Source organism: Streptomyces sp. PCS3-D2, from assembly GCF_000612545.2.
Taxonomy (GTDB): Bacteria; Actinomycetota; Actinomycetes; order Streptomycetales; family Streptomycetaceae; genus Streptomyces.
Map to the genome: position 1 here is coordinate 2,352,060 of NZ_CP097800.1, position 25,098 is coordinate 2,377,157.

Annotated in this window: 23 protein-coding genes and 1 riboswitch; of the genes, 7 read left to right on the forward strand and 16 right to left on the reverse strand. The window is 71.7% G+C overall.

What is annotated here, in order from left to right:
- Positions 1 to 77: 77 nt before the first annotated feature.
- From AW27_RS09555 to AW27_RS09570, 4 genes are all read right to left on the reverse strand, one after another.
- Positions 78 to 1,073, reverse strand: coding sequence for an ABC transporter permease (locus AW27_RS09555; RefSeq protein ID WP_037928079.1), 996 nt, complete (start codon positions 1,071 to 1,073; stop codon positions 78 to 80).
- Between the two features lie 467 nt (positions 1,074 to 1,540).
- Positions 1,541 to 2,281: an enhanced serine sensitivity protein SseB C-terminal domain-containing protein gene (locus AW27_RS09560; RefSeq protein ID WP_037928675.1), complete on the reverse strand. Its 741-nt coding sequence runs from the start codon at positions 2,279 to 2,281 to the stop codon at positions 1,541 to 1,543.
- A 96-nt stretch (positions 2,282 to 2,377) separates the two neighbouring features.
- Positions 2,378 to 3,112, reverse strand: a complete 735-nt coding sequence (locus AW27_RS09565) for an enhanced serine sensitivity protein SseB (RefSeq protein ID WP_037928076.1) — start codon at positions 3,110 to 3,112, stop codon at positions 2,378 to 2,380.
- A gap of 114 nt (positions 3,113 to 3,226) precedes the next feature.
- On the reverse strand, positions 3,227 to 3,904 hold the full coding sequence (locus AW27_RS09570) for an AAA family ATPase (RefSeq protein ID WP_052031257.1): 678 nt from the start codon (positions 3,902 to 3,904) through the stop codon (positions 3,227 to 3,229).
- Positions 3,905 to 4,092: 188 nt separating this feature from the next.
- Positions 4,093 to 4,195: riboswitch (glycine riboswitch) on the forward strand.
- A gap of 171 nt (positions 4,196 to 4,366) precedes the next feature.
- On the opposite strand from AW27_RS09570, the gene gcvT reads away from it, so the two are divergent.
- The 5 genes from gcvT to AW27_RS09595 all read left to right on the forward strand — a co-directional run bounded on the left by gcvT (position 4,367) and on the right by AW27_RS09595 (position 9,611).
- Positions 4,367 to 5,482, forward strand: a complete 1,116-nt coding sequence (gene gcvT / locus AW27_RS09575) for a glycine cleavage system aminomethyltransferase GcvT (protein WP_037928072.1) — start codon at positions 4,367 to 4,369, stop codon at positions 5,480 to 5,482.
- Positions 5,483 to 5,585: 103 nt separating this feature from the next.
- On the forward strand, positions 5,586 to 5,966 hold the full coding sequence (gcvH, locus tag AW27_RS09580) for a glycine cleavage system protein GcvH (protein ID WP_030846773.1): 381 nt from the start codon (positions 5,586 to 5,588) through the stop codon (positions 5,964 to 5,966).
- Positions 5,967 to 5,981: 15 nt separating this feature from the next.
- On the forward strand, positions 5,982 to 7,238 hold the full coding sequence (glyA, locus tag AW27_RS09585) for a serine hydroxymethyltransferase (protein WP_037928070.1): 1,257 nt from the start codon (positions 5,982 to 5,984) through the stop codon (positions 7,236 to 7,238).
- Positions 7,239 to 7,576: 338 nt separating this feature from the next.
- Complete coding sequence (locus AW27_RS09590; RefSeq protein WP_037928068.1) at positions 7,577 to 8,959, forward strand: L-serine ammonia-lyase; 1,383 nt, start codon at positions 7,577 to 7,579, stop codon at positions 8,957 to 8,959.
- Between the two features lie 151 nt (positions 8,960 to 9,110).
- Positions 9,111 to 9,611 (forward strand): AMIN-like domain-containing (lipo)protein, encoded by a 501-nt coding sequence (locus AW27_RS09595; protein ID WP_037928066.1) that lies wholly within the window; start codon positions 9,111 to 9,113, stop codon positions 9,609 to 9,611.
- A 49-nt stretch (positions 9,612 to 9,660) separates the two neighbouring features.
- Here the strand turns inward: AW27_RS09595 and AW27_RS09600 are convergent, their stop codons facing one another.
- Positions 9,661 to 10,392: a flavodoxin family protein gene (locus tag AW27_RS09600; protein ID WP_037928064.1), complete on the reverse strand. Its 732-nt coding sequence runs from the start codon at positions 10,390 to 10,392 to the stop codon at positions 9,661 to 9,663.
- Between the two features lie 112 nt (positions 10,393 to 10,504).
- Between AW27_RS09600 and AW27_RS09605 the strand changes: the two genes are divergently transcribed.
- Positions 10,505 to 11,062 carry a PadR family transcriptional regulator gene (locus AW27_RS09605; RefSeq protein ID WP_037928062.1) on the forward strand — a complete coding sequence of 186 codons (558 nt, stop codon included), beginning with the start codon at positions 10,505 to 10,507 and terminating at the stop codon, positions 11,060 to 11,062.
- A gap of 46 nt (positions 11,063 to 11,108) precedes the next feature.
- On the opposite strand, the gene AW27_RS09610 is transcribed toward AW27_RS09605, so the two are convergent.
- From AW27_RS09610 to AW27_RS09655, 10 genes are all read right to left on the reverse strand, one after another.
- Entirely contained in the window at positions 11,109 to 11,321 is a 213-nt protein-coding gene (locus AW27_RS09610; RefSeq protein WP_037928061.1) for an EF-hand domain-containing protein, read from the reverse strand.
- Between the two features lie 121 nt (positions 11,322 to 11,442).
- Positions 11,443 to 12,630: a YncE family protein gene (locus tag AW27_RS09615; protein WP_037928059.1), complete on the reverse strand. Its 1,188-nt coding sequence runs from the start codon at positions 12,628 to 12,630 to the stop codon at positions 11,443 to 11,445.
- Entirely contained in the window at positions 12,627 to 13,439 is an 813-nt protein-coding gene (locus AW27_RS09620) for a polysaccharide deacetylase family protein (RefSeq protein ID WP_304949852.1), read from the reverse strand. Before AW27_RS09620 ends, AW27_RS09615 begins: the two co-directional genes overlap by 4 nt.
- Positions 13,440 to 13,801: 362 nt before the next feature.
- Complete coding sequence (locus AW27_RS09625; protein WP_037928057.1) at positions 13,802 to 14,314, reverse strand: ATP-binding protein; 513 nt, start codon at positions 14,312 to 14,314, stop codon at positions 13,802 to 13,804.
- Positions 14,315 to 14,560: 246 nt separating this feature from the next.
- The gene (locus AW27_RS09630) at positions 14,561 to 15,328 is read right to left on the reverse strand and encodes an enoyl-CoA hydratase/isomerase family protein (RefSeq protein WP_037928055.1); all 768 of its coding nucleotides are present in this window, start codon (positions 15,326 to 15,328) and stop codon (positions 14,561 to 14,563) included.
- Between the two features lie 96 nt (positions 15,329 to 15,424).
- Positions 15,425 to 16,663: a L,D-transpeptidase gene (locus AW27_RS09635; protein ID WP_052031256.1), complete on the reverse strand. Its 1,239-nt coding sequence runs from the start codon at positions 16,661 to 16,663 to the stop codon at positions 15,425 to 15,427.
- Between the two features lie 123 nt (positions 16,664 to 16,786).
- Positions 16,787 to 17,455 (reverse strand): L,D-transpeptidase family protein, encoded by a 669-nt coding sequence (locus AW27_RS09640; RefSeq protein ID WP_037928053.1) that lies wholly within the window; start codon positions 17,453 to 17,455, stop codon positions 16,787 to 16,789.
- A gap of 133 nt (positions 17,456 to 17,588) precedes the next feature.
- On the reverse strand, positions 17,589 to 18,431 hold the full coding sequence (locus AW27_RS09645; protein ID WP_052031255.1) for an MSCRAMM family protein: 843 nt from the start codon (positions 18,429 to 18,431) through the stop codon (positions 17,589 to 17,591).
- A 31-nt stretch (positions 18,432 to 18,462) separates the two neighbouring features.
- On the reverse strand, positions 18,463 to 20,643 hold the full coding sequence (locus tag AW27_RS09650; RefSeq protein ID WP_052031254.1) for a choice-of-anchor A family protein: 2,181 nt from the start codon (positions 20,641 to 20,643) through the stop codon (positions 18,463 to 18,465).
- Between the two features lie 136 nt (positions 20,644 to 20,779).
- A complete protein-coding gene (locus tag AW27_RS09655; RefSeq protein WP_037928051.1) occupies positions 20,780 to 21,976 on the reverse strand; it encodes a L,D-transpeptidase in 1,197 nt (398 codons plus the stop codon).
- A gap of 207 nt (positions 21,977 to 22,183) precedes the next feature.
- Here AW27_RS09655 and glgX point away from each other — a divergent pair, with 207 nt between their 5' ends.
- Positions 22,184 to 24,553 (forward strand): glycogen debranching protein GlgX, encoded by a 2,370-nt coding sequence (glgX, locus tag AW27_RS09660; protein WP_106967681.1) that lies wholly within the window; start codon positions 22,184 to 22,186, stop codon positions 24,551 to 24,553.
- On the opposite strand, the gene AW27_RS09665 is transcribed toward glgX, so the two are convergent.
- Positions 24,519 to 25,058 carry a MarR family winged helix-turn-helix transcriptional regulator gene (locus AW27_RS09665; protein ID WP_052031276.1) on the reverse strand — a complete coding sequence of 180 codons (540 nt, stop codon included), beginning with the start codon at positions 25,056 to 25,058 and terminating at the stop codon, positions 24,519 to 24,521. The genes glgX and AW27_RS09665 overlap by 35 nt on opposite strands.
- Positions 25,059 to 25,098: the final 40 nt, after the last annotated feature.

Below are 25,098 nucleotides of genomic sequence, written 5' to 3' on the forward strand. Positions count from 1 at the left end.
GACGGAGTGATGCCCCCTGATTCGGAGTGGTGGTGGTACGGGCGGTGCCTCGGCCGGATGCCCGGGAGACGGGCGGATCAGCGCGAGCTCTTGGGGTCCAGGGCGTCGCGCAGGCCGTCGCCGAGGAGGTTGAAGGCGAGCACGGTGAGGAAGATCGCCGTGCCCGGGACGACCATGAACATCGGGTCGACCTTGTAGTAGTCCACGGCGGAGCTGAGCATTCCGCCCCACGAGGCCTGCGGTGGCTGGATACCCACGCCGAGGAAGCTCAGAGAGGCCTCGAAGAGGATGTTGGTCGGGATGAGCAGGGTGGCGTAGACGAGGATCGGCGCCACCAGATTGGGCAGCAGCTCCCGGAAGACGATGAAGGGGCCGCGGGCGCCGAGGCTGCGGGCCGCGTCGACGAACTCCCGCTCGCGCAGCGACAGCGTCTGGCCGCGCACGATGCGCCCGATGTAGGGCCAGCCGAAGAAGCCGATCACGAAGATCAGCACGCCGATGTGCAGCGGCAGTCCCTCCAGCCCGAAGGCCCCGCCCTGGAGGGCGGCCGAGATGGAGATCGCGAAGAGCAGCAGCGGGAAGGCGAGGAAGGTGTCCATCATGCGGCTGATCACCGTGTCGGCCCAGCCTCCGTAGTACCCGGCGACGACGCCCAGCACCGAGCCGATCAGCACCGAGAGGAGGGTCGACCCGAAGGCGACCAGCAGGGAGACCCAGGAGCCTTCCAGGATGCGGGTGGCGATGTCGCGGCCGAACTTCGGCTCCACGCCGAGGGGGTGCTCCCAGCTGATACCGCCGAAGGAGCCGATCGGAGTGGCCAGGGAGGGGTCGATGAGGTCCTGGTGCAGCGCGTCCGGGTCCAGGCCGAACACCCACTGGATCGGCTGCGACAGCGCGGCCAGCACCACGAGGAGCAGCACGACCGCGCCGCCGGCCATCGCCACCTTGTCGCGCTTGAGTCTGGTCCACGCGATCCGGCCGAGCGAGCGGCCCTCGATCGCCTTCTGCGGAACGTCGGGGGTGGCCACGGCCGCGGACTCGGCCGCGTTGGTGTCGTGCAGTGGTGCCGTCATCGTGGTGGGGACCCCTCTCGGCCGACGGTGGCCGGCCCATGCCCGCCGCTGTGGCGGCTTGGTTCAATCGGCGTCGCTGGTGGTGCGATTGGCGAGAAAATGTGCCGGAAGTGCACGTGAAGAGCCGGTGTTCGTGAGATGGACCGGCCTTCGGTGGGGGGAGTCTTCAACGCGCTCTCAACCGCCCGCCAGACCCCCCGGGGATGTGATGCGCAACCGTGATCTGGGCTTACACCTTCCGCTATCCGAACCGCCAGGCCTGTTGAGCGGTGAAACACCGCGCGTTCGGCGCGGAACGGACATCAGGCCCAACTGCCCTTTCAGACGTGAATCCTGGGCCTATTCAGCGGATACGCCGAAGGCCGCACCGATGGGACCGGTGCGGCCTTCGAGATGGACGTCTCGATATGCGGAATTCGCGCCAGGAGCCCCCGCGGGTCCGCGCGGACTCCTGGGGGCGGGCCGGGTCAGTACGCCGGGGCCTGGCCCTCGCGGTCGTAGAAGGGCCGGGTCTGCGCCCGCAGCCACATCGCCACGGGGTCGTGCTCGTCGCCCAGCGCGACGGTGCACACCGGGACGCCCTCGGGCACCGCCCCGACCGACTGGCGCATCATTTCCCGTACGGATTCCAGCGCGGGCGCGGAGGCGTCGTACAGGTCGAGCCCGACGGCGAGGTAAGGCGACCCGAGTGCCGGCTGCACCCAGGCGCGGCGCAGCGACCGCACGGCCGGTGTGCGGTGCGCGTGCTGGGTCAGCAGGCCGTAGAACTGGGGCAGTTCGATGCTGGGCTCGGACAGCCGCAGCGGGCCCGCGGGCATCCGGTCCAGGCCGGTCGCGATGCGGCGCAGGTCGGCCCAGGGCACGCCGAGGCCGCCGCCCTGGGCATGCGGGTTGAGCCACAGACCCCAGCGGTCCGGGTAGAGGGCGCGGGCGATGTCCCGCCCCGTGACCACCTCGTAGCCCCGGTTCCAGCCGCTCGCGGCCAGTTCCTGGGGGGAGGTGACGCAGGGGGCGTAGCCGAGCCCCTCGACCTCCATGCCGCCGTACTGGGCGTCCGGGGACCCCGGCTGCCCCTGCCACAGCAGCATCCACAGCCGGCCCTCGGACAGGGCCCGCAGCAGTGACTCGTAGCTCTCGTAGCGCCCGGGAGTCACCTGGCGCATCATGTGCTCGACCTGCCCGGCCGCGGCCGTGCCTGACGCACTCACCCGGTACCCCTCTTCGTCCGCCCGTCGCTCCACGCGTGCCTTACCCGGGCCAGCGCTCATGCGTGCGGCCGGGAGATGTAACCAGCTTAAGCGGCCCTACGCGAGGTAGAAGGGGCGTACGCGCTCACGAATCCAGTCCGTGACCGGGTCCTGGGCCGCGTCCAGGAGGATCAGTTGCACGGGCCACGGCGCCGGAACGCGCGCCAGGGCGCGTCCGAGCGCCTCCATCGGCGCCTCCCGCATCTGTGGCTCCCATCCCGCCAGGCGGACACCGACGAAGAGTTCCGGTGCCCCGCCCTCGACGCTGGCGAGGCAGCGGTGCGCCGCCGCGACCACTCCGGTGGCGCGGAACTCCTCGCCGGCGGCAGCCAGGAAGTCCACCGGGTCCTCCTGCCAGTCGGGCTCGAAGAGCCGTACGCGGCCGCCGGTCGCGGAGCCGTCGAGCGGGCTGCGGCCCGCACGGCAGAGCTCGGCGACGGCGGGCGGGGGCAGCGGGACGCCGACGGCGCCCTCCGGATTGACCGCGATGCCGAGCTGCGGGGGCAGCCCCCGGGCGAACTCGACCGCCGGGGCCACCGCGAAGTCCATGCCGGGGCCGACACAGGCGAGGAACTGGGCCTCGGAGCTGTAGACCGGGACGTACGCCGCCCCGCCGATGTCCATGGTGGGCAGGTCCAGACCGGCCGTGTCGGGGCCGCCGCCGCCCGGCAGGGGCACCCACACCCTGCTGCGCCCGAGCACCTCCAGGATCCGGCCGCCGGCGTCCGGCTGCCCGAGCGCCGCCCCGAGCACCTGCTCCAGCTCATTTTCCGGCCAGCCGCTGCCCTGCATCTGCCCCTGCCCCTGTCTGGTCCCGCACGTGCGGTCCCGCGCGTGTCGCCCCGCAGGGTACCGGCCGCGGGGCGGGCACCGCCGCCGGGGATCCGGGTCGGCCCGGCCCGGCGGTCAGCCGTGGAAGCCGATCCCCGTCACGGCGGCGGCCGAGCGGCGGTCCAGCAGGGTCGCGGAGGCGCAGCCGGCGGGCGGGCGGCCCGCCTCGGCGTCGCGCAGCAGGCGGCCCACGGCGCCGCGGTGGCGGGCGAAGGCGTAGGCGGACACCCCCCGGCCCCGCGCGGCCTGGCCGGAGAGCGCCTCCTCGGGGCTGCTGTCCAGGAGGACGAGGTGCAGCGACCGGCCCCGGCGGCGCGCGGCCGCGGAGAGCAGGGCGCGCACCCAGCTCTGGGTGCCGCAGTCGTGGACGACGACGGAGTCGCCGGAGCGCAGGATCCGGTACAGCCCCCAGTAGTGCGCGGCGCGTACCAGCGGGCGGTACACGGCGTAGGGCAGCCGGGCGGGCATCCGGCGCTCCCAGCGTTCACGGGTGTCCTGGGAGTCGACGGCGCCGCCATCCGGCGCGGCTCGCTTGATCAGCGTGCTCTTGCCGCCGCCGGGCAGCCCGGAGACCACGACGATGTCGCCCTCGGCGAAGCCGAGCCGCCGGGGTCCGCGCAGTGCGGGGCCGCGCAGGTCGCGCACGGGGCCGAGGCCGCCGTCGGCAGCCCTCCCGCGCTCGCGCGCGCCGCGCCGCTGGGCCGGCACCGCTTCGACGGCTCCCGTCGCCGTCACCACTCCGAATCTCCGCACAGTGCTCGCCTTCCCCCCGCGTCGGGCCACCGGGACCCTTCCCACCGAGTGTAAAGAGACGGTAATCCGGCATCCACGGTTCCACTCGGCCCTTCGGAGGGGCGTACGAACTTTCGGACCCCCACCCCCGATCCCGAGCATGCCGTGCAATGATGTGCGCCATCTGGACCAACTGCATACCGGCCGCTTGAATCCGCGCGGGAGAGTCCCGGCAGGCCGCGAGGCCGTGCCGGGCGCCGAAGGAGCAAGAACCTCCCTTGAATCTCTCAGGCCCCGTACCGCGTGGATGAGGCAGATCTGAAAAGCGAGCTGCGCGCCAGCTCCACCCAAGGTGCAAGTCGGGGAGACCGGCGATCGGACGATCGGCGGAACTCTCGGCGAACCTCTCAGGTTCCGATGACAGATGGGGAGGAACGCCCTCGTCATGTCATGTCGATGCCCTGGGACCCGGGAGCCACACCCATGAGCACTGCCCCCCGCCTGACCGCCCTCGATGCGCTGCACCGTTCGCTCGGTGCGACCATGACCGATTTCGCGGGCTGGGACATGCCGCTGCGGTACGCCAGCGAGCGCGACGAGCACAACGCCGTACGCACCAAGGCCGGCCTCTTCGACCTGTCGCACATGGGCGAGATCACGCTGACCGGCCCGGAGGCCGTCAAGGCCCTGGACTACGCGCTGGTCGGCAACATCTCCACCGTCGGTGTCGGCCGTGCCCGCTACACGCACATCTGCCAGGAGGACGGCGGGATCGTCGACGACCTGATCGTCTACCGCCTCGGCGAGACCGAGTACATGGTCGTCGCCAACGCCTCCAACGCCCAGGTCGTCCTCGACGCCCTGACCGAGCGTGCCGCCGGCTTCGACACCGAGGTCCGCGACGACCGCGACGCGTACGCGCTGATCGCCGTGCAGGGTCCGGAGTCCCCCGGCATCCTGGCGTCGCTCACCGACGCCGACCTCGACGGCCTGAAGTACTACGCGGGCCTGCCGGGCACCGTCGCGGGCGTGCCCGCGCTGATCGCACGCACCGGCTACACCGGCGAGGACGGCTTCGAGCTGTTCGTCGCCCCCGAGCACGCCGTGGAGCTGTGGCAGGCGCTGACCAAGGCCGGCGAGGGCGTCGGCCTGGTTCCGGCCGGCCTGTCCTGCCGCGACACCCTGCGCCTGGAGGCGGGCATGCCGCTGTACGGGCACGAGCTGACCACCTCCCTGACCCCGTTCGACGCGGGTCTGGGCCGGGTCGTGAAGTTCGAGAAGGAGGGGGACTTCGTCGGCCGCGCCGCCCTGGAGGCCGCCGCCGAGAAGGCCGCCGACCAGGCCCCGCGCAAGCTGGTCGGCCTGATCGCCGAGGGCCGCCGCGTCCCGCGCGCCGGCTTCCCCGTCGTCGCCGACGGCAAGGTCATCGGCGAGGTCACCTCGGGCGCCCCGTCCCCGACGCTGGGCAAGCCGATCGCGATGGCGTACGTGGACGCGGAGCACGCCGCGCCCGGCACCTCCGGCGTCGGCGTCGACATTCGCGGTACGCATGAGCCGTACGAGGTCGTCGCGCTGCCGTTCTACAAGCGGCAGAAGTAGCCCTCCGCGCACGACGTCCGCCGTCCGGGCAGCCGTACGGCGTCGTCTCAGTACCCAAGACCGCAGTTCGTATCCACTCCCCCGCATCCAGGAGAATCAGGCCATGAGCAACCCCGAGAAGCTGCGTTACACCAAGGAGCACGAGTGGCTGTCGGACGTCGTGGACGGCGTCGCGACGGTCGGTATCACGGAGTTCGCGGCCAACGCGCTCGGTGACGTCGTCTACGCCCAGCTCCCCGAGGTCGGCGACACCGTGACCGAGGGCGAGACCTGCGGCGAGCTGGAGTCGACCAAGTCGGTCAGCGACCTGTACTCCCCGGTCTCCGGCGAGATCGTCGAGGCCAACCAGGACGTCGTCGACGACCCGGCGCTCGTGAACACCGCCCCGTTCGAGGGCGGCTGGCTGTTCAAGGTCCGCCTCTCCGAGGAGCCCAAGGACGCGCTCTCCTTCGAGGAGTACACCAAGCTCACCGCCGGTAACTGACCCCAGGGGATCCTGATGTCCGTACTGAACACCCCTCTCCACGAGCTCGACCCCGACGTCGCCGCAGCCGTCGACGCGGAGCTCGTGCGCCAGCAGTCCACCCTGGAGATGATCGCGTCGGAGAACTTCGCTCCGGTCGCCGTCATGGAGGCCCAGGGCTCGGTCCTCACCAACAAGTACGCCGAGGGCTACCCGGGCCGCCGCTACTACGGCGGCTGCGAGCACGTCGACGTGGTCGAGCAGATCGCGATCGACCGCATCAAGGCGCTGTTCGGCGCCGAGGCCGCGAACGTCCAGCCGCACTCCGGTGCGCAGGCGAACGCCGCCGCGATGTTCGCGCTGCTCAAGCCGGGCGACACGATCATGGGCCTGAACCTGGCCCACGGCGGTCACCTGACCCACGGCATGAAGATCAACTTCTCCGGCAAGCTCTACAACGTGGTCCCCTACCACGTGGACGAGTCCGGCCAGGTGGACATGGCCGAGGTCGAGCGCCTCGCCAAGGAGTCCAAGCCGCAGCTGATCGTCGCCGGCTGGTCCGCCTACCCGCGCCAGCTGGACTTCGCCGCCTTCCGCCGCATCGCGGACGAGGTCGGCGCCTACCTGATGGTCGACATGGCGCACTTCGCCGGTCTGGTCGCCGCGGGCCTGCACCCGAACCCGGTGCCGCACGCCCACGTCGTCACCACCACCACGCACAAGACCCTCGGCGGTCCGCGCGGCGGTGTCATCCTGTCGACGCAGGAACTGGCCAAGAAGATCAACTCTGCGGTCTTCCCCGGCCAGCAGGGCGGTCCGCTGGAGCACGTGATCGCGGCCAAGGCCGTCTCCTTCAAGGTCGCGGGCTCGCCCGAGTTCAAGGAGCGCCAGGAGCGCACCCTGGAAGGCGCGAAGATCCTCGCCGCCCGCCTGGTCCAGGACGACGTCAAGGCCGTGGGCGTGGACGTCCTCACCGGCGGCACCGACGTGCACCTGGTCCTGGTCGACCTGCGCAACTCCGAGCTGGACGGCCAGCAGGCGGAGGACCGCCTGCACGAGGTCGGCATCACGGTCAACCGCAACGCCATCCCGAACGACCCGCGGCCGCCGATGGTGACCTCGGGTCTGCGGATCGGCACGCCGGCCCTCGCCACCCGCGGTTTCGACGCCGAGGCCTTCACCGAGGTCGCCGAGATCATCGCGCAGGCGCTGAAGCCGACGTACGACGCCGAGGGCCTCAAGGCGCGCGTCTCGGCGCTCGCCGCGAAGTTCCCGCTGTACCCGTCGCTCTAGCGGCGGCGCGAAAGGGCCCGGCCTCGTCGTCTGCGCACGGGCCGGGCCCTTCCCGTACCCGCCGGCGTCCACCCCGGCGCGTCCGGCACCCGCCCCGGGCGGGCGGACACCCCTGCCGCCCGGCGCCGGGGCCGGTCTCCGGCAGCCGGCGGGGCCCGGCGCCGCGTCGCCGCGGCGCGAGTGGACACCTTCCCGACCTGTCCACGTAATCCTTCCCACCTCGTCCGGCAGCCAGGACGTTCACCGCACCGCGTTAAGCTCGTCTGTCGGACAAAATCTGAACAATCCGCCTCTCCTGCCCCCTCCCACCCCACGAGCAGACAAGGGAGTCCGCCACCGTGGCCATCTCCGTCTTCGACCTCTTCTCCATCGGCATCGGTCCCTCCTCCTCCCACACGGTCGGTCCGATGCGCGCCGCGCGCATGTTCGTGACGCGACTGAAGAAGGACGGCGTGCTCGCCCAGACGGCCTCCGTGCGGGCAGAGCTCTTCGGCTCCCTCGGCGCGACCGGCCACGGCCACGGCACGCCCAAGGCCGTGCTGCTCGGTCTGGAAGGCCACTCCCCCCGCACCGTGGACGTGGAGACGGCGGACGACGAGGTGGAGCGCATCCGCAGGAGCGGCCGCCTGCGGCTGCTCGGGGCGGAGATAGGCGACGTCCACGAGATCGCCTTCGACGAGCCGAACCAGCTGATCCTGCATCGCCGGCGGTCCCTGCCGTACCACGCGAACGGCATGACGCTCTTCGCGTACGACGAGGCCGGCACCCCTCTGCTGGAGAAGACCTACTACTCGGTCGGCGGCGGTTTCGTCGTCGACGAGGACGCGGTGGGCGAGGACCGGATCAAGCTCGACGACACGGTGCTGAAGTACCCCTTCCGCTCCGGTGACGAGATGCTGCGGCTGGCCGACGAGACCGGCCTGTCGATCTCCTCCCTGATGTTGGAGAACGAGAAGGCCTGGCGTACGGAGGAGGAGATCCGCGAGGGCCTCCTGGAGATCTGGCGCGTCATGCAGTCCTGCGTCTCGCGCGGCATGTCCCGCGAGGGCATCCTCCCGGGCGGCCTGCGGGTCAAGCGCCGCGCCGCCTCCACGGCGCGCCAGCTGCGCACCGAGGGCGACCCGATGATGCACCGCAGCGAGTGGACGACGATCTACGCGATGGCGGTCAACGAGGAGAACGCGGCGGGCGGCCGGGTCGTGACGGCCCCGACGAACGGCGCCGCGGGCGTCCTGCCGGCCGTGCTGCACTACTACATGAACTTCGTGCCGGGCGCGGACGAGGACGGCGTGGTCCGCTTCCTGCTCGCCGCGGGCGCGATCGGCATGCTGTTCAAGGAGAACGCGTCGATCTCCGGCGCCGAGGTCGGCTGCCAGGGTGAGGTGGGATCGGCCTGCTCGATGGCGGCCGGCGCCCTCGCCGAGGTGCTGGGCGGCACGCCGGAGCAGGTCGAGAACGCCGCCGAGATCGGCATGGAGCACAACCTGGGCCTGACCTGCGACCCGGTCGGCGGACTGGTCCAGATCCCCTGCATCGAGCGCAACGGCATGGCCGCGGTCAAGGCCGTCACCGCCGCCAAGATGGCGATGCGCGGCGACGGCTCGCACAAGGTCTCCCTCGACAAGGTCATCAAGACCATGAAGGAGACCGGCGCCGACATGAAGGTCAAGTACAAGGAGACCGCCCGCGGCGGCCTCGCGGTCAACGTCATCGAGTGCTGATGCCCTCCTGGTGACCGCAGGGGCCCGGCGCGGGTTGCGCCGAGCCCCTGCGGCGTCCGGTACACCGCCCACCCGGTGGAACCGGAGGAGCCCGGAGCGGCGTCCCAGGTGGTGCCATCAGTCCCCGTCTCTTGAGAATCGGGGGGACAACATGATCCACACACGTCTCCGGCGGTTCGTGGCTCTGGCCTCCGGCGCGCTGCTCGCCGCCGGACTGGCGTTCGCCTCGCCCGCCTCCGCCTCCTCACTCGCCTCCACCGAGGTCCCGACCCCGCTCGTCGTGAACGCCCGCTGGGGCGGGCACTCCGGATACGACCGGATCGTCGTCGACCTGGAGGGGTACACGCCCACGGTGACCGTCACGCCCGTCGCACAGCTGAGGTACGACGGCTCCGGCAAGCCCGTGCCCCTGGCCGGGACGTACTTCCTGGAGATCAGGCTCAACCCCGCCGCCGCGCACGACGACGCGGGCGAGAGCGTGTACCACGGCCCGAAGCTTCAGAGGATCTACCTCACCAAGCTCAAGGGGCTCGCCATGACGGGCGACTACGAGGGGTACGTGACCTTCGGCGCCGCCTTCGACACCCTTCCGTACTACCGCGCCTACAGCCTGCACTCGCCCGAGCGGTTCGTGGTGGACATCGCGCACTGAACCAGCCGCGGACGGCCCGGCCCGGGGCCTTCACGCCCCGGGCCCGGACTCATCGGTGCTCGGGATTGGGGAAGTCGAAGCGGCAGCCGGCGTCCCACAGGGAGCGCTGGTTGCCGTGCGCCGGGATGCCGCCGGAGCGCTTGAGCAGCGCCGCCAGGTGCATGAGGTTCCAGGACATGAAGGCGGTGTTGCGGTTGGTGAAGTCGTTCTCGGGGCCGCCCGAGCCGGGGTCCAGGTAGGACGGGCCCGGGCCGGCCTCGCCGATCCAGCCCGCGTCGGCCTGCGGCGGGATCGCGTAGCCGAGGTGCTGGAGGCTGTAGAGGACGTTCATGGCGCAGTGTTTGACGCCGTCCTCGTTCCCGGTGATCAGTGCTCCGCCGACCCGGCCGTAGTAGGCGTACTGGCCGTGCTCGTTCAGCAGCGAGGAGCAGGCGTAGAGCCGCTCGATCACCTTCTTCATCACGGAGCTGTTGTCGCCGAGCCAGATGGGCCCGCACAGGACCAGGATGTCGGCGTCCATGATCTGGCTGTAGAGGACCGGCCACTGGTCGCTCTCCCAGCCGTGCTCGGTCATGTCCGGCCAGACGCCCGTCGCGATGTCATGGTCGACGGCACGGATGAGGGAGGTGCGGGCGCCCGCGGACTCCATCACCGCTCGGCTCTTGTCGATCAGGCCCTCGGTGTTGCTGGTCTCGGGCGAGCGCTTGAGCGTGCAGTTGACGTAGACGGCGGTGAGGTCGGCGTAGTGCGGGCGGTTCGCGGTGTTCTCGTCGGCAGTCACGCACCCAGCCTGCGCAGCGTGCCGGGCGCCCGCCACCGGGCCTGGCCCGTACGGGGAGGGCGGTGCGGAGGTGGTCGCGCTGCCCGGACCGCGGCGAACCTAGGATGGCGGCATGTCCCTGCCGCACGCCATCCTCACCGCCCTGCTCGAGAAGCCCTCGTCCGGGCTGGAGCTGACCCGGCGGTTCGACAAGTCGATCGGGTACTTCTGGTCGGCGACGCACCAGCAGATCTACCGCGAGCTCGGGCGGCTGGAGGAGGCCGGGCTGATCCGCGCGCTGCCGAGCGAGGCGCCCGTGCGGGGTCAGAAGAAGGAGTACGAGGTGCTGCCCGCGGGCGGCACGGAGCTCGCCCGGTGGGTGGCGGAGAGCCAGGACCCGAAGCCGATGCGCGATCCGCTGCTGCTGCGGATCCGGGCGGCCGGCGTGGTGGGGCCACAGGGCCTCGGCCCCGAGCTGCGGCGTCATCTGGACCTGCACCGGCGCCAGCTGGCGCAGTACGAGGCCATCGAGGAGAAGGACTTCCCGCCGGGGCGCGACGCCGTGGCGGACCGGCTGCGCCGGCTCGTGCTGCACGGCGGGATCGCCCTGGAGACGTTCTGGCTGACCTGGCTGGAGGAGGCCCTCGCCGAGGTCGGCGACATGGAGGACCCGCCCGGACCGTCCGTCTGACGCGTACTCCCGCCCGGGCCCCGGGGGCCGGGCGGGAGGCCGGGGACTACTTGTTCAGGGAGGCCCAGAACTCGTCGAAGCTCAGCAGCTTGTCGCCGTTGGCGTCCTTGGCCGCGACGACGGAGTCCGCGACGGCCGGGGTCACGTGGACGTCGCCCATCGCGCGCATCGCGGCGCTGTACTCGTCGGCCGTGACGAAGCCGTCACCGTTCACGTCGAACCTGTCGAACGTAGCCCGTGCGCTCTCGATGTCCGCCACTGGGTCCACCCCTTCTTGGTGCTTGCTGACCGGCCCAGGGTAGCGCCACCCCTGTCGGGCGGACGCCCCGGGGCCGGGCCCTCCGCTCCCCGGCCGCACCGGCGGCGGCCGGGGATCCCGCCTACCGGAAGATGCCGGTGTGGCCGAGCGAGTAGCGGCCGGGCTGCGGGTAGACGGCGAGTCCGTGGGGGCCACCGCCCACCGGGATCCGGGCGAGCTGCTTGCCCGTCACGGTGTCGATCGCGTACACCTCGGAGTCGTAGCGCCCGGACAGCCACAGCACCTTGCCGTCGGCGGAGACGCCTCCCATGTCGGGGCTGCCGCCGTCCGGCAGCGTCCACTTCTTGGTGAGCTTCTTCTGCGGGAAGTTGTAGACGGAGATGGTGCCCTCGCCGCGGTTGGAGACGTACATCTCCTTGGAGTCGCGGCTCACGTAGAGCCCGTGGCAGCCTTCGCCGGTGGGCAGCAGCTTGGGCGTCTCGAACGTGTCGCCGCTGAGCACCCACATGCCGTGCGCCATCATGTCGGCCACGTAGAAGGTCTTGCCGTCCGGGGAGACCTTGACGTCCTGGGGCATCGCGCCCTCGAACGGCAGCTTCTGCTGGCCGACGACCTCCATCCGCTCGGTGTCGACCTTGAGGAGTTCGCCGGAGAACTCGCAGCTGACGATGAAGTAGCGGCCGTCGGCGGAGAAGTCGGCGTGGTTGACTCCGTAACAGGTCACCGGGACGGTCTTCACGCGGTCCATGGTGTGCGGGTCGCGAAAGACGAGCTCCTGGTCCATCGAAGCCATGACGACCGCGTACTTGCCGTTGGGCGTGAAGTACAGGTTGTACGGGTCGTGCACCTCGACGGGCTTGCCGGCCTCGCCGGTCGCAGGGTTGATCGGCGTGAGCGTGTGGCCCCGGTTGTTGTTGACCCACAGGGTCTTCAGGTCCCAGGAGGGGACGACGTGCTGGGGCTGGACCCCGACCGGGATGGTGTCGATGACCTGGTAGGTCTCCGGGTCGATGACGGACACCGTGTTGGAGTTGGTGTTCGGCACGTAGACGCGGGACGGGAAGTCCTTGACGACCGGGGAGAGTTTGCCCGGCCGGTCCGCCGCGTAGACGTCGTTCGGATCCAGCAGGGGCGGCATTCCGGGCAGCCCGGGCGGGGCGGCCGGTACGGCCTTGGCGGGTGCGGCCGGGCCCTTGGTGCCGAGCGCCTCGGCGGGCCCCTTTCCGGCCGACCCGCAGCCGGCCAGGGCGGCGAGGACCAGAGCGGCCAGCAGCACGCCGGTATTCCGGGGAAGGCGGTTGGTCTTCATGGCGTCAGCAGCTCCGTGGTGGTCACCGCGCGCAGCTTGCGGCGCGCGAGTTCTTCGAGGAGGGAAGGCAACGCGTCGACCGTGTCCGCGTAGCCGAAGTGCAGGCTCACCACGGATCCGGGCAGGATCGTCCCGGTGACGTTGCGGGTGACGGCCGCGGCGCCGGGCGAGGTGAAGTCGAGGGAGTCGACGTCGTACGAGAGGACGTGCGGGTAGCCGGCCCGCTGGGCCAGCTTCTGGACCAGGGGGGTCGCGTACTGCGTCCCGGAGGGACGGAACCAGGTGCCGATGGAGCCGGTGAGCCGCTTGAGGCGCTGGGCGCAGTCGGTGATCTCGGCGTAGGCCTCCGCCTCGGTCATGTCGTTGATCGCGAGATGGCGCTGGGTGTGGTTGCCGAGTTCGTGACCGCCGTCGAGGATCCGGCGGGCCATGCCGGGGTGGGCGTCGAGCCAGGAGCCGATCGCCAGGACGGTGACGCGCGCTCCCCCTTTCTCCGCCTCGTCCAGCGCCGCGCGCGCGAGGGCGGGCTCCCCGTTGCCGTGGAAGGTGAGGGCGACCCGGGCGCGGTCGCGCGGACCGTGGCCGATCTCCACGGGCTGCCCCGCGAACCGGCGCGGGACGGCGGGGGCCGGCGCCCGGGCGGGCTTGGCCGGGCGGGACGGGGCGGGGGGTGGCGAGGAGGGCCCGGCGGCCGGGCGGCCCGGGCCGCAGCCGGCGGCCAGGCCGGCGGTCGCGGCGCCGGCCGCGCCGAGACCGGCTGCCCGCAGAGCGGCACGCAGGGCCGCGCGGCGGCCTGGTTGTGAGAGCACCTGCCCATTTAAGGGGCGGATAGCCCGGAAGGTAATGATTGACCCATTTTGCGGCGTTCACGGATGAGGCGGAGCGAGCCCCCCATCCGCCACGTGATCAACGATTTACTCAGAGCAGTCGATAGTTATTCATCGAATGCGAGGTGAGTGGCCCACCTCACCTAGGATTTAGAGAGAAACTCTTGCGATTTGCACACTTATGTCCAAGTAGGGACTTTTGGCGTTCGAGCCCTCGTCTGTCATAGTCGGAGCCACGACTTCCCCTTGACCCGAGCGAAGTCACCACGCCGAGGATCACACCCCCTTCGATCCTCGGCGCACCCATGAAGCCCCCACAGCGCCCACACGGCGAGCCGGGGGCTTCAGGCATTCTGGCGATCGGCCACCCGCATCTCGAACCAGGTGATCTTCCCGCGGGGCAACAGGTCGGCACCCCAGCGGTCGGACAGCTTGTCGACGAGGAAGAGACCGCGGCCGGAAGTGTCCAGTTCGTGCACCGGCATCAGACAGGGCAGTCCGCGCGAGGGGTCGCGCACCTCCACCCGGACCCAGCCGCGTCGGCGCAGCATGCGTAAGCCGAAGGAGCGGGCGCCGGTGTGGCGGACCGCGTTGCCGACGAGTTCCGAGACCAGCAGGACGGCGTGCTCGGAGATCTGCGGCGAGAGGCCCCAGAGGCGGATCACCACGCACTGGGTGAGCCGACGCGCGGTTCCGGCCGACTCCGGCAGGGACGGCAGCGTCACTTCCGCCTCGGCCGGGTTCCCGTACAGCTCCAACGCCTTGAGGCCCTGTTCCTCCTCGGCGGCCGTAGTGAGCCGTACCGCCGAAGCACCACCGCGTTGCCGCGGCTGTTCCACACCCTCCAGGCCCGCCATGCACCCATCATGGAGGGCCGCCCCGCCCCTCCGGGCCGTTCCACAGGAAAACACCCCCCGGATTCAACAAATCCAAGGGGGTGCCCCGTCCTGCGCGCGAGGCGGCAGGACGACCCGAAACCGGGCCCTGACCTGGTGTGACGCACCACGTGAAAATGATCACGGCGAGTTGATCGGCCATTCTCCTTAAGGTTGCCTTAAGGCCTGGCTAATCCACCCCCAGGGAGGACCGCCCGCCCGGCCGGCTCAGACGAACTTCGCCTTGCCCGGGCCCTCTTCGACGAAGCTGCGCATGCCGCGCTCACGGTCCTCGGTGGCGAACAGGCCCGCGAACCAGTTGCGTTCGATGGTGAGCCCGGTGTCGATGTCGGCCTCCAGGCCCGCGTCCACACACTCCTTCGCGGCGCGCAGCGCCATCGCGGGCCCCTGCGCGAGCTTCGACGCCCAGGCGTGCGCCTGCGCGTAGACCTCGCCGGCGGGCACCACCCGGTCGACCAGGCCCAGCGTGAACGCCTCGTCGGCCTTGACCATGCGGCCGGTGAAGATCAGGTCCTTGGCCCGGGAGGGGCCGACCAGCCGGGACAGCCGCTGGGTGCCGCCCGCGCCCGGGATCAGGCCGAGCAGGATCTCGGGCTGGCCGAGCTTGGCGTTGTCGGCGGCGATCCGGTAGTCGGCACACAGCGCGAGTTCGCAACCGCCGCCCAGCGCATAGCCGGTGATCGCCGCGACGACGGGCTTGGGGATGCGGGCGACGGCGGTGAAGGCGTCCTGGAGGGCGCGGGACCGGACGACCATCGCCGCGTGGTCCATCGTCTGCATCTCCTTGATGTCCGCGCCCGCCGCGAACACCTTCTCGCCGCCGTAGAGGACGACCGCACGGACGTCGGCCCGGTCGGCCGCCTCCACCGCGAGCTCGCGCAGCCGGTCCTGGGTGGCGATGTCCAGGGCGTTCATGGGCGGCCGGTCCAGGCGGATGGTGCCGACGCCTTCGGAGACTTCGAGAGAGATGGTCATACGGGTCAGGTTAGCGCCGGTTAACGTGAAGTGGCCCGGTGCCGTGGGTCACAGCACCGGGCCACCCGGATCACGTGCGCGTCGTGCGCGGGACCGCTATGCGATCCACTCCGCCCACGGCATGTTCCAGCCGTTGAGGCCGTTGTCCGGGGCGATCTGCTTGTCCTTGGAGTTCTTCACGACGACCACGTCGCCGATCAGCGACTCGTTGAAGAACCAGGCAGCGGGCTGCTTGGAGTCACCCGCACCGCGGACGTCCTTGAGCCCGACGCAGCCGTGGCTGACGTTCGCCGAGCCGAAGGTGCTGGAGGGGGCCCAGTAGTTGCCGTGCACGAAGGTGCCCGACTGCGACAGGCGCATGGCGTGCGGGACGTCGGAGATGTCGTACTCGCCGCCGAAGCCGACGGTCGCGCCGTTCATCCGCGTGACCTTGTACTTCTCGCTGATGACCATCTGGCCGTTGTAGGTCGTGGTCGACGGGGCCCCCGCGGTGATCGGGAGGTCCTTGAGGACCTGGCCGTCACGGACGACCTGCATCGTGTGGGCGGCCGCGTCGACCGTCGAGATCTGGGAGCGGCCGATGGTGAAGGTGACCGTACGGGTCTGCTTGCCGTAGACCCCCGGGCGGCCCTCGACGCCGTCGAGGGCGAGCTTGACGGTGACCTTGGTGCCCGCGGCCCAGTAGTTCTCGGGGCGGAAGTCGAGGCGGTCGTTGCCGAACCAGTGGCCCTCGATCGGCACGGCCGGTTCGGCCGTCACGGTGATGGCCTTCTCGACGGCCTCGGGGTTGGTGATGCCACGGGTGAAGTTGATCGAGACGGGCATGCCCACGCCGACGGTCGAGCCGTCCTCGGGCGTGTAGTGGCCCACGAAGGTGTTGGTCGGGGTGAGGGTCGTGAAGGTGGTGTCCTTGGCGGACTCCCGGCCGGCCTCGTCCTTGGCGACCGCGTGCACCTTGTACTCGGTGGCCGAGGCCAGGTGGCGGACCGGTTCCCAGCTCGCGCCGTCGTCGGAGAGCTTGCCCTCGACCGCGTTGCCCTTGGTGTCGGCGACGGTCACGGTGCTGAGTTTGCCACCGGTGCTCGTTATCTTCAGGACGCCGCTGGTGGCGACCTCCTTGGCCCCGTCGTCGGGCTTGACGCTGACGACAGCCGTCGAAGCCTCGGTACCGGTCCGGCCCCCACCCCCGGCGTTGTCGCTGCCGCTGCCGTTGCCCTTTCCGCCTCCACCGCCGCAGGCGGTGGTGAACAGCAGGGCCGCTCCCAGCAGAAGGGCCGGCAGGCCCGCCCGGGCGCGGCCGCGTATCGGCTGCAGGTTCACTCGTGCTCTCCCCATGTCCCCCGCGCACGGACGGTCGCGCGCATGCCGAAAGGAAATCACACGGGAGGATTACGTTGAGCCACGGTCGTGTCACCGTTCCGTCCCAAGTGCCCTGAGCCCGCCGGTACGGCTTGCGGATCAGTCCTCGGTACCCGGTTTGGTGCCCCACACGTAGACGGCGTCGCCCTCGGTCAGCAGGTCCCACAGGCGTGCCGCGTCCGGTTCGGTGAGGTTGACGCAGCCGGCCGAACCGCCGGTGGTGTAGAGGGAGCCGGGTGAACCGTGCAGGGCCTGGCCCCCGTCGAAGAACTGGGCGTGCGGCATGGGGGTGCCGTAGAGCGTGGAGACGTGGTTCTTGTTGCGCCAGTACACCTCGTGCCAGCCGGTACGGGTCTCCTGGTAGTCCCGCCCGGTCCGGATGGGCACGGGCGGGAAGACGATCCTGGCCCCCCTCTGCACCCACAGCAGTTGGCGGTCCAGGTCCACGCAGGTGACGCGGTGTTCGCGTTCGGGGCAGTCGCCCGCGGCGTTGGGGTCGGGGCGGGCCGTCACGACGAGCATCGTGCGATAGGTGGCGACTCCCGGGTAGCCGTCGGCGGGGCTGACGCCGTTCGTGCGCTGGAAGGCGCGGACGGCGTAGCAGTCCGCGGTGGACTGCACTCCGTCGACCGGCCGGCCCAGGTGGTCCTCCAGCTCCCGCTGGTAGGGGCCGGTGCCCGCGGTGCACGCGCTCTCCGGTTCCGCCGCGGCGGCCGCCGGGACCGCGAGCGGCCCCGACAGTGCGAGCAGGGTGCCGAGCAGGGCCATCCGCGCTATCGGGCCGCTCCTGTGACGTACGGCCATCCGGGCCTCCTCCGGTCTGTGAACGCGACGGTCACGGACCAGCCAACCCGGGAGGCCGGGGTACGGCGCGCGCTGCTGCGCCGCCGGGGTGAGGAGGTCACTCCGGCGGCGCACCGGAGCGCGCGGTCCGGGCCCGGCGGCCGTCGTCCGCGCCCACGGTGGGGATCTGCTCGGCACGCTTGTTGTAGACGGTCAGGACGATCCGGCGGCCGGATGCGCCGTCCAGCCGCCAGGGGCCGGCCACCGGGTTTCCCGGCATCACGTAGCCCTCGGGGACGTCCTTCTCCACCAGGAAGTACGACCCGTCGGCGAGCCCCTCGAAGTCGCACGTGCCGTCGGCGTCGGTGGCGCAGCCGGCCCTCGGGCGCAGGTCGGCGTCGAGGCCCGCGGTCTGCAGGCCGGAGGTGCCGTTGGTCTCCTTCCAGATCTCGAACACCGCGCCGTGCAGCGGCGCACCGGTCTTCCCGTCCCGCTTGCGGACCTGGATCCCGCCGCTATAGACAGCGTCCCGGCTGCGGTTGGGAACGGTGACGACGAGCCCCTCCCGGGCGGCGGCCTCGCGCAGGTCGAAGCCGGCGAACGGCTCGTCGGGCCGCTGGTAGCCGGTGGGGACCGCGACCTGCACCGCGTAGTACGTCTCGCCCGTCGCCAGCTCCACCGTGCACAGGCCCGTCGCGCCGGTCGCACAGCCGACGGCCTGCCGTTCGTCGCCGGCCGGGCCGGTGCTCTGGAGCCCGGCCCGGTCATTGGTCTCGCGCCACAGCTCGAACCGGGCCCCCGGCAGGGGTGTTCCGGTGTCCGCGTCCGTGCTGCGCAGCACCACCCGGGCGGCGCCGGGTGATGGTGCCGCCGGCGGAGCGGCAAGGGCCGGGCCCGCCGCGGCGAACACCACCGCGGTGGCGAGACCGATGGGCCGTACCGCCGTCGTCCTGGCTTTCATGTCGCTCCGTCCGTCGTACCGGGCCGGGGAGTCAGTCCCGGGGACCCTTCGCGTCCTTCGGGTGCTCGCCCTTGCCGTGCTCGCCCTTGCCGTGCTCGCCCTTGCCGTGCTCGCCCTTGCCCTTGCCGTGGCTGTCGCGCTCGTTCCGGAGCGTGACCACGAGCCGCCGGTCCGGGGTGCCGCCGTCCAGCCGCAGCGGCCCGGTCACCCGGTCGGCGGGCAGCACGTAGCCCTCGGGCACGGCCGTCTCGACGAGGTAGTACCAGCCCTCGGGCAGCGGGCCGAAGTCGCAGACCCCGCCGCGGTCCGTGGCGCAGCCGTCCGCGGCCCGGCGGTCGGCGTTGATGCCGCGGGTCTGCAGGCCGGTGGTGCCGTTGGTCTCCTGCCACACCTCGAAGACCGCGCCGCGCAGCGGCCGCCCGGTCTTGGCGTCCTTCTTCAGGACCCGGATGGAGCCCTCGTACCGCTCGCTCCGGGTGTTGGGGACGGCGACGACGATCCCGTCGGCCACGTCGCCCTGGGTCAGGTCGAAGGCCGTGACCGGGTCCTGCGGCGGTTCGTATCCGGCCGGGACCGCGGTCTCCCGCCAGTAGTACGTCCGGCCGACCGGCAGCTCCACGGTGCAGGTGCCCTGGGCGTCGGTGACGCAGGCGCCGTCGAGCCGGGTGTCACCGCCCGGGGTGACGGGCTGGAGCCCGGCGGTGCCGTTGCTCTCCCGCCACAGTTCGAACCGCGCTCCGGCCAGCGGCAGGCCCGTCTCCCGGTCCGTCTTGCGCAGCACCACCCGGGCGCCGTCCGGCGGCTCGGGGGTGCGCCGGTTGTCCGCCTCGTGGCGGACGCCGGCCTGCGCGTTCTCGGCGGTCAGCGTCAGCTCGTGGACCGGCTGGTCCGGCAGCTCGTAGCCGGGGGGCGCCTGGGTCTCGCGCCAGTAGTAGGTGCCGAGCCCGGTGGTCTGCTCGCACAGGCCGTCGGCCGGCGTGGTGCACCCGGCGACCAGGGTGTCGGCGCCCGGGCCGGTGGTCTGCAGGCCCGCGGTGCCGTTGCTCTCCCGCCACAGTTCGAACCGCGCTCCCGCGAGCGCCGCGCCCGTCGCTCCGTCCCGCTTGAGGACGGAGACCGCACCGGTCACCGGGACGGGGCCGCCGCAGTCGGGCAGGTTCCCGTTGAAGGGGTAGGCGTGGAACTCCTGGCCGCCGCCCCCGGCGGTGTCGCTGCCGTGGGTGACGGAGCCGGTGGTGAAGAAGCGGCCGTTGATGCCGGGCAGGGTGATCGTGGTCTCGGAGCTCTGCTGCCCCATCAGGAAGCTGCCCTGGAACTGGCCGCCGCCGGTCAGGTTCACGGTGGTGGCGTCCGGGAAGTTCCACAGCAGCCGGTCGCGGTAGGCGTTGAGCGGATCCGTGTCCGCGATGCCGCCGCTGTAGGTGTTGATCGTGCGGGTGGCGCCCAGCACGTTCACCAGGACGGTGGCCGTCGCCGGGATGCGGGCGAACCGGATGCCCTGCTGGCCGCCCCCGTTGCCGACGAGGTTCGCGTCGACGTTGAAGACCTGGAGCGCCGAGGTGCCGTCGCCGGTGAACAGGGTCTCGAAGCCGCTGTTGACGACGGTGCCGGTGGCCGGGCGGGGCCGCCCGTCGATCCGGGCGTAGCACTGGCTGGCGGCGCTGAGCCGGTCGCGCAGTCCGGCGTACGGGGTGACCGCGGCCGGGTCGGGGGCCAGGCGACCGGTCACCACGCCGGTGAGCGCGCCTGCGTGGCGGACCACACCGCCGTCGGCGAGGAGGCGTTCGCCCTCGGCGACGGTGACGTCCCCGCCGGTGGTGAGGAAGTCGGCACCGTCGGGCGGCGGCACGAGCGATCCGGCGCCGACGATCCCGACGTTGTAGCGGCTGTCGCCGCCCGCCAGCTTGTCCTGGTCGAAGTCGCCGAGGACGACGAGGCGGCCCTCGGCCTCGGAGGCCCTCCCCCGGACCCGGAAGTCGCCGCCGGCGAAGATGTTGATGCCGTTGTCCCGGCCGCGCAGGACGCCGTCGCTGTTGACCGGTGGGTACGGGACCGGGCAGTTGCCCGGGACGCACGGACCGAGCCCGCCGGGCAACGGCGCCCGGGCCGCCACCGGCCGGTCGGCGCCGGCCGCGGGGGCGCCGGCCGCGGGGGTCGCGGCGGCCAGCACGGCGCCGATCGCGAGCCCGAGGGTCCACTTCCTTGCTTGCATGACGCTCCGTCCGTTCCCTGCTGCCCTGATCTGCCCTGACAGGCTGGGGGCAGGGATCGGCGGCAGGCGGCGCGGACACTCTGCGCTACGGCATTTTGATCACACGAGTCACTCTTGCGGGGAGGCCGTGCGCCGTTCAGCCGACCGCGGAGCCGGCCACCCAGTCCGCCCAGGACATGTTCCAACCGCCCAGTCCGTTGTCGGCGGCGACCGTCTTGTCCTGCGAGTTGACGACCTCCACCACATCCCCGATCAGGGTCCGGTCGAAGAACCAGCCCGCCGGGGTGTCGGAGCCGCCGCCCTTGTCGTCGCGCAGTCCCACGCAGCCGTGGCTGACGTTGGTGGTGCCGAAGGTGTCGGGACTTGACCAGTAGTTCCCGTGGAGGAAGGTCCCGGAGCTGGTCAGCCGCATGGCGTGGGGGACGTCGGGGATGTCGTACTCGCCGCCGAACCCGACGGTCTGGCCGTTCATCCGGGTGACGTCGAAGAGCTCCATCACCACCATCTTCCCGTTGTAGGTGGTGGTCTTGGGCGCTCCGGCGCTGATCGGCACGGTCGACAACAGCTCCCCGTCCCGGCGCACCTCCATGGTGTGGGCGGCCGCGTCCACGGTGGAGATCTGGGAGCGCCCGACGGTGAAGGTGACGGTCTTGGACTGGATCCCGTACGAGCCGGGGGCGCCCTCGACGTCGCGCAGGGCCACCTGCACGGTGACCTTGGTGCCCGGCTTCCAGTACTGCTTGGGCCGGAAGTCGAGGCGTTCCCCGCCGAACCAGTGGCCGGCGACCTCCACGGCCGGGTCGGAGGTGACCCGGATGGCGCGCTCCACCTCGGCGCGCCGTTCGATGGCGCGGCTGAACCTGAAGGAGACGATCATGCCGGTGCCGACGGTGGAGCGGTTCTCCGGCTTGAAGTAGCCGATGAACCGCTCCTCGGGGACGTAGGTGGTGAAGGTGGTGTGACGGGCCTGGCGGCGGTTGTGCCCGTCGAGGGCGACGGCGTCCACGGTGTACTTGGCGGCGAGGGCCAGCCGGCCGGCCTGCGGGGTGGGGCTCCAGCTGAGGCCGTCGGCGGCGATGGCGCCGGGAACCTCCTCCGCCTGTGCGTCCTCCACCTTGGTCACCTTCACCCGCTCCAGCCGGCCCTCGGGCACGGTGACCGTCAGCCGCCCGTCGGCCGGGACGTCCTTGGCGTTGTCGCCGGGGGTGATGCGGATGGCCTCGTCCGGCGAGCGCACTCTGCCGGGGAGCTGGATCTCGACGGGCGACTTTCCGTCCCGGGTGCAGCCCGCCGACCCGCCCAGCAGGCCCGCCCACACCGCCACGGCGGCCATTCCCGCCCCTGCCCGCCTCGTCAGAAGTGTCACGTCCCCTCCAACGACCGGGTCCTCCGGGGGAAACGTGAGCGCGGGCCACGTTCCGGGCAGAACAGTCCGGGCAGAACAGTGGGAAGGACCAGACGGGGGCGGGCCCGGGCCGGGACGCCGGGGCCACACACTCCCCCTCCCCCCGCAGGTACCGAAGAGCCGTGGAGGCGGGCAGTGTCGAGCGCAGCCGAGCAGGAGGCGGTGGAAGCCGTCAGCAACGCCGTCGGAACGGTAGGGAGCGGGCAGGCGACGCCCGTACCGCACGTCGACGGCCGACCGGGCGGCCCACTGGGCCATCAGCCGAACGGACGGCCGGACGACCGGACCAACGGCCAGGTCAGGGGGCTGGTCGCCGCGGCGCAGGCGCGCCCGGCCCCCGCGGTGTGGCCGGGGTCCTCGCATCCCCTGGGGGCCCGCTTCCACCAGGGTCCGGACGGGACCGCGGGCACCAACTTCGCCGTGTGGGCGCAGGGCGCGGAGGCGGTGGAGGTGTGCCTCTTCGACGAGGACGGTGCCGAGACGGCCTGCGTCCTGACGGAGCTCACGCACGAGATCTGGCACGGCTTCGTGCCGGGCGTGCGCCCGGGGCAGCGGTACGGCTTCCGAGTGCACGGCCGCTGGGATCCCTGGACGGGGGTCCGGCACAATCCGGCGAAGCTGCTCCTGGACCCCTACGCGCGGGCCGTCGACGGGGACTTCACGCTGCCGCCCGAGGTGTACGGGCACGTGCGGGACTGGCCGCAGCAGTACATCGCGGACACCGTGCGCGACGACCGGGACTCGGCTCCGTTCGTTCCCAAGGGCGTGGTCGTGCAGGATGACGACGACTGGGCGGACGACGTCCGGCCGAAGACGCCCTGGGCCGATTCGGTGATCTACGAGCTGCACGTGCGCGGTTTCACGATGCGCCATCCGGGTGTTCCCGAGGAGCTGCGCGGCACCTACGCGGGCCTGGCCCATCCGGCGGCGGTCGACCACCTGGTGAAGCTGGGCGTGACGGCGGTGGAGCTGCTGCCGGTGCACCAGTTCGCGCACGAGGACCACCTGCTGCGCAAGGGGCTGCGCAACTACTGGGGCTACAACTCGGTGGGCTACTTCGCCCCGCACGCGGGGTACTCGTCGAGCGGTACGGCCGGGCAGCAGGTCGGCGAGTTCAAGCGGATGGTGCGGGCGCTGCACGCGGCCGGGATCGAGGTGATCCTCGACGTCGTCTACAACCACACGGCGGAGGCGGGCGAGCTGGGCCCCACGCTGTCGCTGCGCGGGTTCGACAACCGGGGCTACTACCGGCTCCAGTCCGACCAGCGCCGGTACGCCGACTACACGGGATGCGGCAACACCCTGCACGCAGGGCGTCCGCACGTGCTGCGGCTCATCACCGACTCGCTTCGCTACTGGGTCACGGAGATGGGGGTGGACGGCTTCCGCTTCGACCTGGCCGCGGCGCTGGCCCGCTCGATGCACGACGTGGACATGTTGTCCCCGTTCCTGGCGGTGATCGCCCAGGACCCCGTGCTGCGGCGGGTGAAGCTGATCGCCGAACCGTGGGACGTGGGTTCGGGCGGCTACCAGGTGGGGGCGTTCCCGCCGCTGTGGACCGAGTGGAACGACCGCTACCGGGACGCCGTGCGGGACTTCTGGCGGGGCGCCCTGCCCGACGTACGCGACCTCGGGTACCGGTTGTCGGGGTCCAGCGACCTGTACGCGTGGGGCGGACGCCGCCCCTACGCCTCGGTGAACTTCGTCACCGCGCACGACGGTTTCACCCTGCGCGACCTGGTCTCCTACGAGCGCAAGCACAACGACGCGAACGGCGAGGGAGGGCGGGACGGGACCCACGACAACCGCTCGTGGAACGGTGGGGTGGAGGGCGAGACCGACGACGCCCGCATCGGTGCGCTCCGCCGCCGCCAGCTGCGCAACCTGCTGACCACGCTGCTGCTGTCGACCGGGGTGCCGATGCTGGTGGCGGGCGATGAGTTCGGCCGCACCCAGGGCGGCAACAACAACGCCTACTGCCAGGACAACGAGACGGGGTGGGTGGACTGGTCGCTGCTGGAGGATCCGTCGTGGCAGTCGCTGTTGGCGCTGACGGCCCGGCTGATCTCGTTGCGCCACGCCCATCCGGTGCTGCGGCGGCGAGCGTTCTTCTCGGGCCGGCCGCAGGGCGCGGACGGGCTGCGCGACCTGGCCTGGTTCACGCCGGCGGGCGTGGAGATGACGGAGCGGGACTGGTACGCCCCGGCGGCCGCGCTCGGGATGTACCTGTCGGGGCGGGACATCCCGGGCCGTGACCAGCGGGGCCGCCAGGTGACGGACGACAGCTTCCTCGTCCTGCTCCACGCCGGCGACCGGGCGGCGGCGTGGGTGCTGCCGGGGTCGCCGTGGGCCGAGGAGTACGAACTGGTCCTGGACACCTCCCTGGAGGAGCAGGCCGCCGTGCCCGGCACCCGGCACCGCGCCGGGGAGAGCCTGACCGTACCGGCCCGCTCGGTGCTGTTGCTGAAGGTCAGCGGGTCTCGACCGCCAGGAGCATCTGCTTGAGGAGACCGGCGAGCGCGTCGCGTTCGGCGTCGTCGAGGGGATCGATCATCTCGGCCTCGGCGACGCCGCGCCAGCGCATGGCGTCGGACCACCGCCGGTGACCCTCCTCGGTGAGCTCCACGTCGACCCGGCGGCGGTCGCCGGGGGCGCGCAGCCGGCGGACCAGGCCGGACTTCTCCAGGGTGTCGAGGCGGCCGGTCATCCCGGCCGGGGAGAGCAGCAGTTCGGCGGCGAGCTCGGCGGAGGGGGCCCGCCAGGGTGCGCCGCGGGAGGCGAGCCGGTGCATCGTCTCGAACTCGAAGGCCTGCAGCCCGGTCTCGGCGAGGGCGCGCTCCTTGCCGTGCGAGACGTGTTTGGCGAGGAGCTGGATGCGGGTGATGACGGCTTCGGTGGGCACGTCGAAGGGGACTTTGCCGGCCCACCGGGCGATGTGCCGGTCGACGGAGTCCTCGGCGGGGTCCGTCGCCGGCGCCCGGTCACGGCCCTCGGCCGCCTCTCTGCCCATGCGCGCCATTATGGCGCGCTGCGACGCAGCAGGTATTTCG

Coding starts and splice junctions, on each gene's coding strand:
- AW27_RS09555 (WP_037928079.1), bottom strand. CDS start 1,073: ATGACGGCACCACTGCACGACACCAACGCGGCCGAGTCCGCGGCCGTG.
- AW27_RS09565 (WP_037928076.1), bottom strand. CDS start 3,112: ATGCAGGGCAGCGGCTGGCCGGAAAATGAGCTGGAGCAGGTGCTCGGG.
- gcvT (WP_037928072.1), top strand. CDS start 4,367: ATGAGCACTGCCCCCCGCCTGACCGCCCTCGATGCGCTGCACCGTTCG.
- gcvH (WP_030846773.1), top strand. CDS start 5,586: ATGAGCAACCCCGAGAAGCTGCGTTACACCAAGGAGCACGAGTGGCTG.
- glyA (WP_037928070.1), top strand. CDS start 5,982: ATGTCCGTACTGAACACCCCTCTCCACGAGCTCGACCCCGACGTCGCC.
- AW27_RS09595 (WP_037928066.1), top strand. CDS start 9,111: ATGATCCACACACGTCTCCGGCGGTTCGTGGCTCTGGCCTCCGGCGCG.
- AW27_RS09605 (WP_037928062.1), top strand. CDS start 10,505: ATGTCCCTGCCGCACGCCATCCTCACCGCCCTGCTCGAGAAGCCCTCG.
- AW27_RS09615 (WP_037928059.1), bottom strand. CDS start 12,630: ATGAAGACCAACCGCCTTCCCCGGAATACCGGCGTGCTGCTGGCCGCT.
- AW27_RS09625 (WP_037928057.1), bottom strand. CDS start 14,314: ATGGCGGGCCTGGAGGGTGTGGAACAGCCGCGGCAACGCGGTGGTGCT.
- AW27_RS09630 (WP_037928055.1), bottom strand. CDS start 15,328: ATGACCATCTCTCTCGAAGTCTCCGAAGGCGTCGGCACCATCCGCCTG.
- AW27_RS09635 (WP_052031256.1), bottom strand. CDS start 16,663: ATGGGGAGAGCACGAGTGAACCTGCAGCCGATACGCGGCCGCGCCCGG.
- AW27_RS09640 (WP_037928053.1), bottom strand. CDS start 17,455: ATGGCCCTGCTCGGCACCCTGCTCGCACTGTCGGGGCCGCTCGCGGTC.
- AW27_RS09645 (WP_052031255.1), bottom strand. CDS start 18,431: ATGAAAGCCAGGACGACGGCGGTACGGCCCATCGGTCTCGCCACCGCG.
- AW27_RS09650 (WP_052031254.1), bottom strand. CDS start 20,643: ATGCAAGCAAGGAAGTGGACCCTCGGGCTCGCGATCGGCGCCGTGCTG.
- AW27_RS09655 (WP_037928051.1), bottom strand. CDS start 21,976: ATGGCCGCCGTGGCGGTGTGGGCGGGCCTGCTGGGCGGGTCGGCGGGC.
- AW27_RS09665 (WP_052031276.1), bottom strand. CDS start 25,058: ATGGGCAGAGAGGCGGCCGAGGGCCGTGACCGGGCGCCGGCGACGGAC.